Source organism: Pseudomonas sp. GW821-FHT12A04, from assembly GCF_058807755.1.
Genome location: NZ_JBXAQZ010000008.1, coordinates 109,828 through 124,917, shown reverse-complemented (window position 1 = coordinate 124,917; position 15,090 = coordinate 109,828). Strand labels below are relative to the sequence as shown.

Annotated in this window: 13 protein-coding genes; 1 reads left to right on the top strand and 12 read right to left on the bottom strand. The window is 60.9% G+C overall.

From position 1 onward, the window contains the following. Nucleotides 1-181: 181 nt before the first annotated feature. Genes AC1RS8_RS14335 through zwf form a run of 3 tightly spaced genes read right to left on the bottom strand, consistent with a single transcriptional unit; the run spans nt 182 to nt 3,034 of the window. A complete protein-coding gene (locus AC1RS8_RS14335; RefSeq protein ID WP_008050561.1) occupies nt 182-847 on the bottom strand; it encodes a bifunctional 4-hydroxy-2-oxoglutarate aldolase/2-dehydro-3-deoxy-phosphogluconate aldolase in 666 nt (221 codons plus the stop codon). Nucleotides 848-864: 17 nt separating this feature from the next. Beyond that, entirely contained in the window at nt 865-1,578 is a 714-nt protein-coding gene (gene pgl / locus AC1RS8_RS14330; protein ID WP_090457404.1) for a 6-phosphogluconolactonase, read from the bottom strand. After that, nucleotides 1,565-3,034 carry a glucose-6-phosphate dehydrogenase gene (zwf, locus tag AC1RS8_RS14325; protein ID WP_489339119.1) on the bottom strand — a complete coding sequence of 490 codons (1,470 nt, stop codon included), beginning with the start codon at nt 3,032-3,034 and terminating at the stop codon, nt 1,565-1,567. The genes pgl and zwf overlap by 14 nt, the downstream gene beginning before the upstream one ends. 226 nt (nt 3,035-3,260) lie before the next feature. On the opposite strand from zwf, the gene AC1RS8_RS14320 reads away from it, so the two are divergent. Then, a complete protein-coding gene (locus AC1RS8_RS14320; protein WP_170948639.1) occupies nt 3,261-4,121 on the top strand; it encodes a MurR/RpiR family transcriptional regulator in 861 nt (286 codons plus the stop codon). Between the two features lie 167 nt (nt 4,122-4,288). On the opposite strand, the gene AC1RS8_RS14315 is transcribed toward AC1RS8_RS14320, so the two are convergent. The 9 genes from AC1RS8_RS14315 to AC1RS8_RS14275 form a co-directional block, all read right to left on the bottom strand. After that, the gene (locus tag AC1RS8_RS14315; RefSeq protein WP_489339120.1) at nt 4,289-5,143 is read right to left on the bottom strand and encodes a D-hexose-6-phosphate mutarotase; all 855 of its coding nucleotides are present in this window, start codon (nt 5,141-5,143) and stop codon (nt 4,289-4,291) included. Nucleotides 5,144-5,257: 114 nt separating this feature from the next. After that, nucleotides 5,258-6,604 (bottom strand): carbohydrate porin, encoded by a 1,347-nt coding sequence (locus AC1RS8_RS14310; protein WP_150813279.1) that lies wholly within the window; start codon nt 6,602-6,604, stop codon nt 5,258-5,260. 206 nt (nt 6,605-6,810) lie between these two features. Then, on the bottom strand, nt 6,811-7,971 hold the full coding sequence (locus AC1RS8_RS14305) for an ABC transporter ATP-binding protein (RefSeq protein ID WP_057713551.1): 1,161 nt from the start codon (nt 7,969-7,971) through the stop codon (nt 6,811-6,813). Between the two features lie 3 nt (nt 7,972-7,974). Continuing rightward, nucleotides 7,975-8,820 carry a carbohydrate ABC transporter permease gene (locus AC1RS8_RS14300; protein ID WP_007974434.1) on the bottom strand — a complete coding sequence of 282 codons (846 nt, stop codon included), beginning with the start codon at nt 8,818-8,820 and terminating at the stop codon, nt 7,975-7,977. Further along, on the bottom strand, nt 8,813-9,721 hold the full coding sequence (locus tag AC1RS8_RS14295; RefSeq protein ID WP_008032969.1) for a carbohydrate ABC transporter permease: 909 nt from the start codon (nt 9,719-9,721) through the stop codon (nt 8,813-8,815). The genes AC1RS8_RS14300 and AC1RS8_RS14295 overlap by 8 nt, the downstream gene beginning before the upstream one ends. Before the next feature lie 200 nt (nt 9,722-9,921). Further along, complete coding sequence (locus tag AC1RS8_RS14290; RefSeq protein WP_493162908.1) at nt 9,922-11,220, bottom strand: ABC transporter substrate-binding protein; 1,299 nt, start codon at nt 11,218-11,220, stop codon at nt 9,922-9,924. 117 nt (nt 11,221-11,337) lie between these two features. Then, nucleotides 11,338-12,597 carry a D-mannose isomerase gene (locus AC1RS8_RS14285; RefSeq protein WP_489339121.1) on the bottom strand — a complete coding sequence of 420 codons (1,260 nt, stop codon included), beginning with the start codon at nt 12,595-12,597 and terminating at the stop codon, nt 11,338-11,340. Between the two features lie 267 nt (nt 12,598-12,864). Then, entirely contained in the window at nt 12,865-14,292 is a 1,428-nt protein-coding gene (locus tag AC1RS8_RS14280) for an ATP-binding protein (protein WP_198530255.1), read from the bottom strand. Between the two features lie 31 nt (nt 14,293-14,323). Continuing rightward, complete coding sequence (locus AC1RS8_RS14275; RefSeq protein WP_008050538.1) at nt 14,324-15,055, bottom strand: response regulator; 732 nt, start codon at nt 15,053-15,055, stop codon at nt 14,324-14,326. Nucleotides 15,056-15,090 lie beyond the last annotated feature (35 nt).

Below are 15,090 nucleotides of genomic sequence, written 5' to 3'. Positions count from 1 at the left end.
GAGTGAGCTTGCTCGAGTTGGCGTCGTGTCAGTCAACATCCATGCAATCTGTCACACCGCTATCGCGAGCAAGTTCGCTCCCACAGGGGTACGACAACTTTCTTCAGGCAAAAAAAAACGGTGCACCGACCAAGCGCACCGTAAAGCCGTAGAACACACAACGAGGTGTAGGGTGAAGCGATCAGTCCAGCAGCGCCAAAGCCTCGGCGGTGCATTCCTGAATGCGGGCCCAGTCGCCGTTCTTGATCCACTCCGGATCAAGCATCCAGCTACCGCCCACGCACATGACGTTTTTCAATGCCATGTAGCTCTTGATATTGGCAGGTCCCACGCCGCCGGTCGGGCAGAATTTCACTTCGCCGAACGGGCCGCCCAGAGCCTTGATGGCCGCGACGCCGCCGCTGACTTCGGCCGGAAATAGCTTGAAACGGCGATAACCCAGGCCGTAGCCTTCCATGATGCCCGAGGCATTGCTGATGCCTGGCAACAGTGGAATCGGGCTGGCGACGCTGGCTTCCAGCAGGTCGCGGGTGATACCCGGCGTGACGATGAATTGCGAGCCGGCCGCTTCCGCCGCCGCCAGCATGTGGCGATCCAGCACGGTGCCGGCACCGGTCACCAGCTCCGGACGCTGCTCACGCAGAATCTGGATGGCCTTGAGGCCGAATTGCGAACGCAGGGTGACTTCCAGGGCCGTCAGGCCACCGGCCGCGAGGGCGTCGGCCAACGGCAGAACGTCCTGCTCGCGGGCAATGGTGATCACCGGCAAAATCCGCGCTTTCGCGCAAATACTGTCGATCAGGGCAACTTTATCCGCCATGGAAACGGTCGGGGATGGGTTTGTCATAGCGGCTGTTCCTTGGCTCATGGGCACCAGTAAATCTCTAACGTGGGTTGCAGAAACGCGCGCACCGGCATTTCGGCGACATCGTCACCGGCCAGCGCGAAACTCAGGGTGGTCAGTTTGGACTGACCGGAGATCGACAGAATTTTATGTTTGGCCGAAGCCAGCAGCGCACGGCTCATGGTCAGGCGCTGATGCGGCACGGTCGGCGCCAGCATCGGCCAGCAGCGACGAACGCCATCGACCTGTAATGCCTCGGCAAGGTTCGGGCTGTTGGGGAACAGCGATGCGGTGTGGCCGTCATCGCCCATGCCGAGGATCAGCACGTCGATCACCGGCAACTCCGAAAGCAAGCGGTCGGCCTGCTCGGCTGCCTGTTCCAGGTTGGCACTGGCGCTGTACAGGCTCAGGAACTGCGCCTTGGCCGCCTGGCCTTGCAGCAGGTAACGCTTGATCAGACCGGCGTTGCTGTCGGCGTGTTCGACCGGCACCCAGCGCTCGTCGGCCAGGCTGATCACCACGTTCGACCAGTCCAGCGTCTGCTTGGCCAGGTGCTGGAAAAACGCCACCGGGCTGCGGCCACCGGAAACCACCAGGGTCGCAGTGCCCTGGGCGTCGATCGCGTCGCTCAGTTGTTTCGCCACGTTCAGTGCCAGGCTTTCAGCCAACAGCACCGGGCTCTTGTATGCATGGGCGCTGACGCCCTGCGGCAGTTTCAAATCAGATATCGCCATACCACGACCTCCCGTCCCGCGTGATCAGAGCAATGGAGCTCATCGGTCCCCAGGACCCGGCCGCGTACGGCTTGGGCGCATCACCGGATTTTTTCCACCCGGCGATCAACTGGTCACACCACTTCCACGCGGCTTCGATTTCATCTTTACGGACAAACAGGTTCTGATTGCCACGCATCACTTCCAGCAACAACCGCTCGTAGGCATCGGGAATCCGTGCGCTGCTCCAGGTGTCGGAAAAATTCAGCTGCAACGGACCGCTGCGCAGCTGCATGCCCTTGTCCAGGCCTTGATCTTTGGTCATGACACGCAAGGAAATGCCTTCGTCCGGTTGCAGGCGGATAATCAGCTTGTTGCTGATTTGCAGGCGCTGCTCGGGAGCGAAGATGTAGTGCGACGGTTCCTTGAAGTGGATGACGATCTGCGACAGCTTCTGCGGCATGCGCTTGCCGGTACGCAGGTAAAACGGCACGCCGGCCCAGCGCCAGTTGCGGATATCGGCACGCAAGGCGACGAAGGTTTCGGTGTCGCTCTGGGTGTTGGAATTGGGTTCTTCCAGGTACCCCGGTACTGCCTTGCCCTCGCTGTAGCCGGCGATGTACTGGCCGCGCACCACTTGAGTGGTCAGGCCTTCCGGGCTGATCGGCGCCAGGGCCTTGAGCACTTTGACCTTCTCGTCGCGGATGCTGTCGGCGGACAGGTCGGCCGGCGGGTCCATGGCGATCAGGCAGAGCAGTTGCAGCAGGTGGTTCTGGATCATGTCCCGCAGCTGGCCGGCCTTGTCGAAGTAACCCCAGCGGCCTTCGATACCGACCTTCTCGGCCACGGTGATTTCCACGTGGGAAATGTAATTCTGGTTCCACTGGGTTTCGAACAGGCTGTTGGCGAAACGCAGGGCGATCAGGTTCTGGACGGTCTCTTTACCCAAATAGTGGTCGATGCGGTAGGTGCGGTTCTCCGGGAAGAACTGCGCCACGGCGTCGTTGACCTTGCGCGAGGACTCCAGATCCGAACCGATGGGCTTTTCCAGCACCACACGGGTGTTTTGCGCCAGGCCGACCTTGGCCAGGTTCTCGCAAATCGCGCCATACACGGCGGCAGGAGTCGCAAAGTAGGCGATGACCCGCTGCGAACTGCCGGCGGATTCGGCCAGGGCCACATAATCATCGGGGTTGAGGAAGTCGACGTGCAGGTAGTTCAGGCGCGCCAGAAAACGCTCGACCACGGCTTCGTCCAGCTCTTTGGCACCGACATAGCGGCGCAGCTCGGAGGTGATGAACGCCAGGTGCTCCCGCTCGCTGCCCGGCTCACGGGCCAGCGCGATGATCCGCGTGTCCTCGTGCAACAGGCCGGCGCCGTCGAGTTGATAGAGGGCAGGAAACAGCTTGCGCAAGGCCAGGTCGCCAAGGGCGCCGAACAAGGCAAAGGTGCACGGTTCAACCGTAATCGAGAGCATGATGTTTGTTCTTTTATCAAGTTAAGCTACAAATACCTTTTTTCAAGGCATCACTCAAGGGAAAATGTAGTAATAACCACAACATTTTAGCAAAATACAGATTCCGAGTGGTGGTCGGTCGGAGCCATCAGTAGGATAGGCCACCGTTACGGGCCTCACCAAAGGCCCTTTTTGCATTAGCCGCGCGCTTGTTGGCGCAGGTGTAAAGGATACTTATATGGACCGCGTGCGAAATTTACTGGAGCAAATCCAGAATCGCCTTGAAGAGCTGAACAAGGCCGAACGCAAAGTCGCCGAGGTGATCCTGCTCAACCCGCAGCAGGCCACCCGCTTCAGCATCGCCGCCCTCGCCCAGGCCGCCTCGGTCAGCGAGCCGACGGTCAACCGTTTCTGCCGTTCGTTCGGTGTCAGCGGCTACCCCGAGCTCAAACTGCAACTGGCCCAGAGTCTGGCCAGTGGCGCCGCCTATGTCAGCCGTGCGGTGGAGGCCGATGACAATCCGGAGGCCTACACCCAGAAGATCTTCGGCAGCGCCATCGCCTCGCTGGACAGCGCCTGCCAGGCACTGGACCCGAACCTGATCAGCCGCGCCGTCGACCTGCTGATCCAGGCCCGGCAGATCCACTTCTTCGGCCTCGGCGCCTCGGCCCCGGTGGCACTGGATGCGCAGCACAAGTTCTTCCGTTTCAACCTCGCCGTCACGGCCCATGCGGATGTGCTGATGCAGCGCATGATTGCCTCGGTGGCCCATACCGGCGAGCTGTTCGTGATCATTTCCTACACCGGTCGCACCCGCGAACTGGTGGAAGTGGCGCGCATCGCCCGGGAAAACGGCGCCTCGGTGCTTGGCCTGACCGCCGAGAACTCGCCACTGGCCAAGGCCAGCACCCTGAGCCTGAACATCCCGCTGCCGGAAGACACCGACATCTACATGCCGATGACGTCGCGGATCATCCAGCTGACCGTGCTGGACGTACTCGCCACCGGCATGACCTTGCGCCGTGGCGTGGACTTCCAGCCGCATTTGCGCAAGATCAAGGAAAGCTTGAATGCCAGCCGGTATCCGGTTGGAGATGAGTTCAACTGATCCAACATTTGCGCTGATCGTCCTGACCTCATCGTCGGAACGCCGCCCGGAGCAAGCTCGCTCCCACAGGGGATTGGTGTTGAACACAAAAACTGTGTTCACCGAAGATCCAGTGTGGGAGCGAGCTTGCTCGCGATGGCGGCAGACGCAGCACCGCAAATCCAGAGCTAAGCCCCCACCCGCGCCTGCAAACTCAAATGCGCCCGCTCCCCAGGTTTCAGACACAGGCTGTCGGTACCGCCGCTAGCGGCCTCTACGCAAACGAATTCGGATATCTCGTTCCAGGTCACGCCGAGCAACGGGCGTGAACCGGGATGCCACACCACCGTGTCTGCCGTATCCCCGGTATCAATGCACAACGCCCGCTGCCAGGCATGGTCGTTCAACTGCAATTCGCCGTCGTGCTGGAACACCCGCTGACACCCGCCATCAACGCGTAACTCGCCTTCCTGCTGACAAACCTGTCGGCTCAACTGATCGTAACCCTGCGCGCCTTCGAGTCCAGACAGCGCTATCTCACTGACATCGCCAATACGCCAGTAAGCGTGCAAAGCCTGGCTCAACTGGCACGGCATGTCGTCCTGATGCTCGGTGCTCAGACGCAGTTCCATGCGCTCACCCAGGTGCGCGTGCAGGTCCACCTGCCAGTCGCACAACCTCAGTTGCCAGTGCAATCGCACGCCATCGTCGTCACTGTTGCTGTCGAGCAGCTTCCAGTCGAGCAACCGCGCCCAGCCATGGGACGGCCAGGCGTTTTCGCTCGGATGCCGGCCATACCACGGCCAACACACCGGCACGCCGCCGCGAATGGCGCCGACCTGCGGCCACTTTGCCGCGCACCACAGCCAGGGTTTCTGGCCCTTGGGCTGGAAGTGCAACAACTGCGCGCCCTGACGACTGAACACCGCCTGACACAGCGGATGATCGATCACCAGCACATCGCGCGTCTGATAGCGCTCCCACGCGAACACCGGACGTTCGCGCAAGGATTTGAAGAAGCGTTGTAGCGGATGCTCAAGCATGTGCCACGGTCCTGAAAATCATCTGTCACCGGGGTGCGCGGCCCGCAAAAAAAAGCGGACAGCCATGGCTGTCCGCAAATATGCGCACATGGAGAGAAGCTTATCGCAGACGCGTTAGAACACCGACTGAATTTTCAGGCCGGCCACCAGCGCGTTGTCGACTTCATCCACACCACCCGGGTGAGTGACGTATTGCAGGTTGGGACGCACGGTCAGCCAGTTGGTCACGTGGAAGCCGTAGTTGATCTCGTAGTTGTATTCGGTTTCACGAATGGGCGAGAACAGCGGATTGTCGTATTCCGAAACACCGTTGGCCGCGTTGGTCAGTTCAGCGTTTTTCTTCACGTCATCGTTGACGTGGATACGGGCGAAACCGATGCCCACGTCATCCTTCGGACGCGCGTCGAACGGGCCCTTGTACACGAACATCAGCGACTGGTAGTTGTCGATGAAGTTGGTGTCTTTGTCATGGAACGTTGCGTTGGCCGCGATGTTCAGACCACGGGAAGCATCGCCATTGTGGCTGGTCAGTTGCTGCTGCGCGACGAACCAGTAGCCATGCTTGCTATCGTGGACGCGATAAGGGTTGCCGGTGGTCGCTGCGTTCTGGCCGTTGTCGTCCTTGAGAACGTCGTCGGCATCAGAGGTACTTTTGTAGTAACCGACACGGTATTCGCCCGGCAGGTTGTTGACCTTCGGCGACCAGACCAGCTCGACCGGCAGGACGGTGCCATTGGTGCCACTGCCGCTGAGCTTGAAGCCGTTACCGTGCTCCAGTTGCGACGTGTTCTGGTTGTACGCGCCAATCTGGGCGTAGAGCTCGTCATTGATGTTGTACTTCACACGGATCGCCGCCTGGCTGACCGGCCAGTTGTACCAGATGTTGGTGGCCCAGTTACCCACCTGGGATCCGCAGAACGCCAGGTTCTGGAACTCGCACGGGAAGGTGTTGAAGTCTTCACCTTCACCGAAGTAACCAGCCTTGACGTCCAGCTTGTTATCGAAGAACTGGTGCTGAATCCACAACTGGGTCAGACGGACCATGTGGCCGCGACCATAGACTTCCTGGGAGGAACTCAAGGTGCCGGCACGCGGATCGCCGATACGGTCGTTGGAGATGTTCTCACCGTTACGGTTGGTGAGCTGGATCTTGGCCTGGGTGTTATCCCAGCCAAACAGCTTCTCCAGGTCCAGCGCCGCGCCCAGGCCAAACTGGTCGGCGTAGCGCGCGGTCTTGTCATCGTTGAAGCCGCCATGCAGGTTAGCGCCGACTTCACCGACGTAATCCATCTTGATGTCGATGCCTTGCTCGATCAGCTTGGTACGCTCGCCACCCCAATCGCCCGTCATCCATTTGGAGTCGGAGCTGAACGCTTCATCGGCCATCGCATTGCCGGCCAGAACCAGTGCTGCCGCTGCTGAAACCTGGCAGATCAACCGGGCCTTGTTCTTCATCTTCATCCCTACTTCCTCGTTTTATTGTTATTAACTTTTCTTTTTTTAACGCGGTTACATCCGGTGCAATGCGCGACAGGCCGCGCATTGCCAATCCCCCTCTGTAGGAGCGAGCTTGCTCGCGAGAAACTTGAGAACACCGCGGGGTGTCAGGTTTCCAGTGTCATCGTTGACGTCCATCGCGAGCAGGCTCGCTCCTACAGTCTTGTTCTTCAGCGACCTTTGAATTGCGCCACGTTGTCAGCATGCGCCTCGGCTTTCGGCACGCCGGCAACCCCCAAACGCTCCCCGGTCTTGGCATCGAACAGCAGCACTTTCGCTGGGTCGAATTGCAGGGTCAGGGTCTCGCCCACGGCCGGCGCCACGTCCGGCGCCAGGCGGCAGCAGACCTTGGTGTCGTTGAGATTGACGAAGACCAGGGTGTCGGGCCCGGTCGGTTCGGTGACCTGGACTTCGGCACGAATGGTCGGCAACCCGTTTGCTTCGCCGTTGGCCAGGATGATCTGCTCAGGGCGGATGCCGAGGATCACTTCGCGGTCTTCAAGACCGGCGTCCTGCATGCCCAGCGGCAATTCGCAACGGGCCTGGCCGCTGTCGAGCAGCGCCAGCAGACGACCGTCCTTGCGCTGCAAGCGCAGCGGGATGAAGTTCATCGGCGGCGAACCGATGAAGCTCGCCACGAACAGGTTGGCCGGGTTGTTGTAGATGTCCTTCGGCGTACCGAACTGCTGGATGATCCCGTCCTTCATCACCGCCACTTTGTCGCCCAGGGTCATGGCTTCGATCTGGTCGTGGGTCACGTAGACCGTGGTGGTTTTCAGGCGCTGGTGCATCAGTTTCATTTCGGTGCGCATCTCGACCCGCAGCTTGGCGTCGAGGTTGGACAGCGGCTCGTCGAACAGATAAATCTTCGGCCGCCGCGCCAGGGCACGGCCCATCGCCACGCGCTGTTGCTGGCCACCGGAGAGCTGGCCGGGCTTGCGGCTGAGCAGGTGTTCGATTTGCAACAGCTTGGAAACCCGAGCGACTTCTTCGTCGATTTCGGCAGTCGGCATTTTGCGGATCTTCAGGCCGAAGGCGATGTTGTCGCGCACGCTCATGGTCGGGTACAGCGCGTAGGACTGGAACACCATGGCGATGTCGCGATCCTTGGGGCTCATGCCGCTGATGTCGGCGTCGTCCACCAGAATCGCGCCACCGCTGATGGTTTCAAGGCCGGCGATGCAGTTCATCAAGGTCGACTTGCCGCAGCCCGACGGGCCGACCAGGATCAGGAACTCACCGTCATCGATTTTCAGTTCGATGTTTTTCAGGGTGTCCGGCAAACCGGGGCCGTAGGTCTTGTTGACGTTGCGTAATTCGAGAGTTGCCATGTTCTACCCCTTGACCGCGCCGGACGTCAGCCCGCGCAGGAAATACTTGCCAGCGAATATGTAGACCAGCAGTGTCGGCAGCCCGGCGATCATCGCGGCGGCCATATCAACGTTGTATTCCTTGGCCCCGGTGCTGGTGTTGACCAGGTTGTTCAGGGCCACGGTAATTGGCTGGGCGTCGCCACTGGCGAACACCACGCCGAACAGGAAGTCGTTCCAGATCTGAGTGAACTGCCAGATCAGGCAGACCATCACGATCGGGATCGACATCGGCAGCAGGATCTTCAGGAAGATCGTGAAGAAGCCCGCGCCATCGAGCCGTGCGGCCTTGACCAGCGCATCCGGGATGCTCACGTAGTAGTTGCGGAAGAACAGCGTGGTGAACGCCAGGCCGTAGACCACGTGCACCAGCACCAGGCCGGTGGTGGTGTTGGCCAGGCCGAACTTGCCGAGGGTGAACGAGGCTGGCAACAGCACGGTCTGGAACGGCAGGAAGCAGCCGAACAGCAACAGGCCGAAGAACAGTTGCGAACCACGGAAGCGCCACATCGACAGCACGTAGCCGTTCATGGCCCCGATGAACGTGGAGATCAGCACCGCCGGCACGGTGATCTTCACCGAGTTCCAGAAGTAGCCGCCGACCACGTCCCAGGCCTTGATCCAGCCAATGCCGTCGATCACGGTCGGCCAACTCAGCAGGTTGCCGGTACGGATGTCTTCCGGGGATTTGAAGCTGGTCAGCAGCATTACCACCAACGGGATCAAGTACACCGCTGCCGCCAGCAACAGAGTTGCGTAGATCGCGATGCGGCTGAAACTGATACCCGATTTTCCGAGTTGATTAGTCATGGCGTTTGCCTCGCAGCTCGGAGTACAGGTACGGCACAAGGATGGTCAGCACGGCGCCGAGCATCAGCATGGCGCTGGCCGAACCGATGCCCATCTGGCCACGGCTGAAGGTGAAGGAATACATGAACATCGCCGGCAGGTCGGAGGAGTAACCCGGACCGCCCGCAGTCATCGCCGCGACCAGGTCGAAGCTCTTGATGGCGATGTGCGCCAGGATCATGAAGGCACTGAAGAACACCGGGCGCAGGCTCGGCAGGACGATCTTCAGGTAGATGGTCGGCAGGCTCGCGCCATCGACTTGCGCAGCACGGATGATCGATTGATCGACACCGCGCAGGCCGGCGAGGAACATCGCCATGACAAACCCGGAGGCTTGCCACACGGCGGCGATCACCAGGCAGTACACCACGCGATCCTGATCCACCAGCCAGTCGAGACGGAAGCCTTCCCAGCCCCAGTCGCGCAGCATCTTGTCCAGGCCCAGGCCCGGGTTGAGCAGCCATTTCCACGCGGTACCGGTGACGATCATCGACAGCGCCATCGGGTACAGGTAGACGGTGCGGATGAAGCCTTCCTTGCGAATGCGCTGGTCCAGCAGCACCGCGAGGAACACGCCCAGCACCAGGCTGATGCCGATGAACATGCCGCCGAACAGTGCGAGGTTCTTGCTCGCGACCCACCAGCGGTCGTTGTCCATCAGGCGCATGTATTGCTGCAGGCCGACCCACTTGTAGCTCGGCATGAAGCTGGAGTTGGTGAAGGACAGTATGAATGTCCAGATGATGTAACCGTAGAAGCCAACCAACACGATCAGCATGCTCGGCGCGAGTACCAACTTGGGTAACCAGCGTTGCAGCGCATCGAACGGTGAGGCTTTGCTGAAAACCGCCACAGAGCTCATCGGGATAATCCAGGTGGAGAAGTGAAATCCGGACAGAGTTCCCCCCTGTAGGAGCGAGCCTGCTCGCGATGGAATCAAGAACACCGGGGCCTGTCTGGATTGGCGCGGTGCCTGGTAGTCCATCGCGAGCAAGCTCGCTCCCACAATGGGATGGAGCTCTCTCTGGGGTTTGCCGCAGGATCACCTGCGGCGATTACGAGTTACTGGGCAGCTTTGACAGCCGAGGCCAGTTGGGCGCTGGCCTTGGCCGGGTCAGCGTCCTTGTCGTTCATGAAGTTGGTGACCACGTCGAAGATCGCGCCCTGCACGGCCAGGGAGGTGGCCATGTTGTGCGCCATGCTCGGTTGCAGGCCGCCGGTCTTGTCGTCCGCGATGAAGTCCTTGGCCGACTTCTGGGCACACTCGTCGAAGCCGAGCTTGTCCATTTCGTTCAGCATGTCGTTACGCACCGGGATCGAACCCTTGTTCATGCTGAAGACTTTCTGGAAGTCGGTACCCAACGCGACCTTGGCCAGGTCTTGCTGGGCAGCGATGTCGCCCTTGCGATCGGCCTTGAGCTTGAACACCGCCATCGAGTCGATGTTGTAGGTGAAGGCTTTTTCGGTGCCCGGGAACGCTACGCACTGGTAGTCCTTGCCGGCGATTTTCTTCGCGGCGGTCCACTCGCTTTTCGCCCAGTCGCCCATCATCTGCATGCCGGCCTTGCCACTGATGACGTCGGCGGCGGCGATGTTCCAGTCACGACCGGCACGGTTCGGGTCCATGTAGCCGGTGATTTTTTTCAGCTCGGCGAACGACTTGGTCATCTCCGGACCGGACAGGGTTTTCTGGTCCCGGTCGACCAGGGCTTTCTTGTAACCGTCAGCGCCCATGACCGAGAGCACCACGTCTTCGAACACGGTGCTGTCCTGCCAAGGCTGACCGCCGTGGGCGAGCGCGATGAAGCCGGCGGCCTTGAGCTTGTCGCCGGCGGCATAGAATTCTTCGAGGGTCGTCGGGGCTTTTTCGATCCCGGCTTTCTTGAACACTTCAGGGTTGATCCACAGCCAGTTGACGCGGTGGATGTTCACCGGCACGGCGACGTAGTCACCTTCGTACTTCACAGTGTCGGAGACTTTCTTCGACAGCAGGCCATCCCAGTTTTCCGCCTTGGAAACGTCTTTCAACGCGTCGGTGCTGAGCAGGCCAGTGCTGCCCCACTCCTGGATGTCCGGGCCTTTGATCTGGGCAACGCCCGGCGGGTTGCCGGCTACGGCGCGACTTTTGAGTACGGTCATGGCCGTGGAACCGCCACCGCCGGCGACTGCGCCGTCCTTCCAGGTGAAGCCGTCTTTTTCGACTTGAGCCTTCAGGACATCGACCGCTGCTTTTTCACCACCGGAAGTCCACCAGTGAACGACTTCAACGGAACCTTTGGATTCGGCGGCCAGGACACTGAGGGGGAGCGCAGACAGGGAAGCGAGAGAAATGACAGTAGCGAGGCGAGAAATCGCATTCATCTAGGAGCACCTTTCTTGTTGTTATGCATGCAAGTCTGTTGCTTGCGCTGCATAAGATTCTAAACAGGAGATATCCCCTCGCAGGTAACGAAGGGATGCGCGAATGTCACCGCATGGTTACATAGAACCGCTCTGGGACGGCTGCGCCAGCACCGTGGCCATGCTCGGCGCCAGCGCCAGGCGCGGAATCAACACGGCTTGCCAGGCGTGGTAAAGATCAGGCTTGCCGGGCCAGATATCGGCACTCGGACGGTTCAGCGGGTCGAGTTCGTGATGCCAGCTGCCGTCTTCGCGGTCGATGAAATGACTGTCACAGAATTCCCAGAACAGTCGGTACCAGTGTTCGTATTGCTCTTCACCGGTGCGTTTGAGCAGCGCACTGGCGGCTGCACTGGCTTCACAATGGGTCCAGTGCAGGCGATGGCGGACCACCGCTTTGTTGTCCCAGTCCAGGGTGTAGACAATGCCCGGCGCGCCATCGACATCCCAGCCATGGAGGCAATTGTGCTCGAACAGTTTTTGCGCGTCGGTGACCAGCCAGCCCGGCGTGAGCATCCCGGCCTTCACCCGCGAAGCTTCGAGGTGCAGCAACAGCCGCGCCCACTCAAAACCATGGCCCGGGGTGGTGCCGTAGGGGCGGAAGCCGTCGGCCGGATTGTCGCGGTTGTAGTCCCGCAGTGGCTGCCAGGCGCGGTCGAAATGCTCGATCACCAGGTAATCGTTGGCGGCGGCGTGGCCATGAATTACGCGCTCGACAATCCGATGGGCACGGCTGAGCCAACGGTTGTCATCGGTGACATCGGCCAGGGCGAGGAAGGCCTCGGTGGCGTGCATGTTGCTGTTGGCGCCCCGGTACGCCTCCTCTTCGCTCCAGTCGCGATTGAAAGACTCGCGCATCGCGCCTTCTTCTTCGCTCCAGAAATAAGTGTCGATGATATCGATCGCGTCATCGAGCAAGGCTTGCGCACCGGGGCGCTGCGCGACCACCGCAGAACTGGCGGCCAGCGCGACGAAGGCATGCAGATAGGCGTTCTTGCCGGTATTGCCGTCGCGATGTTCGGCAGTCGCGAACCAACCGCCATGCAGCGCATCCCGCAGTGGCCCGCGAAGTGCCGCGACACCGTGATCCACCAGCTCGGCAAAGCCCGGCAGCCCTTGGACATGGGCCATGGCGAAGCTGTGGGTCATGCGCGCGGTGTTCATGGTCTGGGCTTGCGCATCAGGCGGGAGGCGGCCTTTTTCATCGAGGTTGCCGAAGCCTTCAGGCAGTTTCGAAGCCTTGGCGAAGGTCAGCAGGCGCAAGCCTTCGGTGGCGAGCCATTGCTGATGGGCAGGTGCGTTCAGCCAACTGCTGAAGGCCGGTTGGAAGGTGTCCATGGCGTACCTTTTTTGTTGTTATGACTGTGGGGCAGCATAAACAACGGACGAAGGTCGGCTTGTAACGAAGGGGGTGGGTTATGTCACCAGCCTGTGACAATGGACACAGACATTGAGTGAAATACTTGTGGCGAGGGGGCTTGCCCCCGTCCGACTGCGCAGCAGTCGTAAAATCAGCGACCTGATTTTTACAGGCAGTCTGTGGGTGATGGTTTTGGGACCGCTTCGCGGTCCAACGGGGGCAAGCCCCCTCGCCACAGGGTGGTGTCAATCCACTGAGCGGGGCAACTGCAACGTTACCCGCAACCCGCCTTCACGCAAATTCTGCAAGCTGACCTCACCACCATGGCTATGGGCAATGTTGCGGGCAATCCCCAGCCCCAAGCCGTAACCCTGCTGCTGCCCGGCCAGGCGGAAGTGCGGTTCGAACACCTGCTCCAGGCGCTGCTCCGGCACGCCCGGCCCCTCGTCATCGACATGCAGGATGAACGCGCTTTCGTCGTCATCGATGTGCAGGTGCGCGTTCTGCCCGTACTTCAGCGCATTGTCGATCAGGTTGCCGATGCAGCGCTTGAGCGCCAGCGGTTTGCCCGGGTACGCCGCCAGCGCCCGCCCCTGCTGGGTCACGCGGCCGTTGCCGTTCGGCGCGAGATAAGGCTCCACCAGACAATCGAGCACATGGTTGAGATCCACCGGCTCGATGTTCTCGTGGATGTCAGTGTCTTTCACGCATTGCAACGCGCCCTTGACCAGCAACTCCAGCTCGTCCAGATCGCGCCCGAACTTGGCTTGCAGTGTTTCGTCTTCGAGCAATTCAACCCGCAGGCGCAAGCGGGTGATCGGCGTGCGCAGGTCGTGGGAAATGGCGCTGAACAACTGGCTGCGTTCGGTCAGGTAACGGCTGATGCGCTCGCGCATGGTGTTGAAGGCGCGCCCGACCTCGACCACTTCGCTGCCACCGCCCTCGGCCACCGGTTCCACGTCGGCCCCCAACGACAGGTCCCGCGCCGCCCGCGCCAGGCGCTTGAGCGGACGACTCTGCCAGTGCACCAGCAGGCCGATGAACAACAGCAAAAAGCTACTGGTCAGGACGATGAACCACACCTGCTGCGCCGGCAGGCCCTGCTCTTCAAGACTGGTGTAGGGCTCGGGCAACAGCGAAGCGATGTACAGCCATTCCCCCGGTGCCATCTGGATCTGCGTGACCAGCACTGGCGGGTTCACCGGTTCCAGGGTCAGCGCGTAATGCGCCCAGGAACGTGGCAATTCATCGAGCTTCAGGCCGCCATTGAAGATGCGCAGGTCTTCCGGGCTGACGAAAGTCACCGAGATGTCCGTGTCCTGGCCGAGGGACTGGCGCAGCACTTCGTCAACCGCCTTGAGCACCGCCTCTTTACGCGGGGTGATGGGCAGCACTTCCATGCCCAGGGGTTTGTCGTTGAGCGTCACCACGAACCGGGTGCCGCCCATGCTGCGCAATTGATCGAGCACCAGGGGCCGAAACGCCACCGGCAACGAACGGAAATAACTGACGCTGGCGGTCATTGAATGGGCCAGGCTGCGGGCACTGGTGACCAGGCCCTCGAGCTGCGTGGCGCGCAGTTGCGACACCCAGATCACACTCGACAATGCCTGGGCGAACAACACCGCCAGCAGGGTCAGCAGCAACATCCGCCCGAGCAGCGAACGCGGCATCGGCACCTTGGCGGCGAGCTTGCGCAAAGCCTCAGTGACCATTGCTGGCAACCACGTTGGCCGCCAGTTGGTAGCCGCTGCCACGCACGGTGCGGATCAGCCGTGGCGGTTTTTCCGTGTCGCGCAGGCGCTGGCGCAAACGGCTGACCGCCATGTCGACGATGCGATCCAGGGGCATCAGTTCGCGGCCGCGGGTGGCGTTGCCGATGGTGTCGCGGTCAAGGATTTCCTGTGGATGATCGAGGAACAGTTTCAGCAGCGCGAAATCGGCGCCCGAAAGAATCACCTCTTCGCCGTCGATGTGAAACAGCCGATGGCTGACCATGTCCAGCCGCCAGTCATCGAAGGCCAGCACCTCGCCGCCACTGCGCTCCTGACCGAACTGCGCGCGGCGTAGCAACGCCTTGATCCGTGCCTGCAACTCCCGTGGGCTGAAGGGCTTGCCCAGGTAATCGTCGGCGCCCAGTTCCAGGCCGATGACGCGATCGGCTTCGTCGGAACTGGCGGTGAGCATGATGATCGGCACCTGCGCCTGGCGCGGATGCTGGCGAATCCAGCGGCACAGGCTGAAGCCGTCTTCGTCGGGCAACATCACATCAAGGATCACCAGATCACTCGGCGCCTCGTTCAGCGCCTGGCGGAAGCCGGCACCGTCGGGCGTGGTACGTACCTGGAAACCGGCGCGGGTCAGGTAGGTATCCAGCAACTCGCGTATCTCTTGATCGTCATCGACCAACAAAATCGACTTGTTGACTGAGCTCACGGGCGGCGTCCTTGTTGTTTGAATTGGGCGGATTA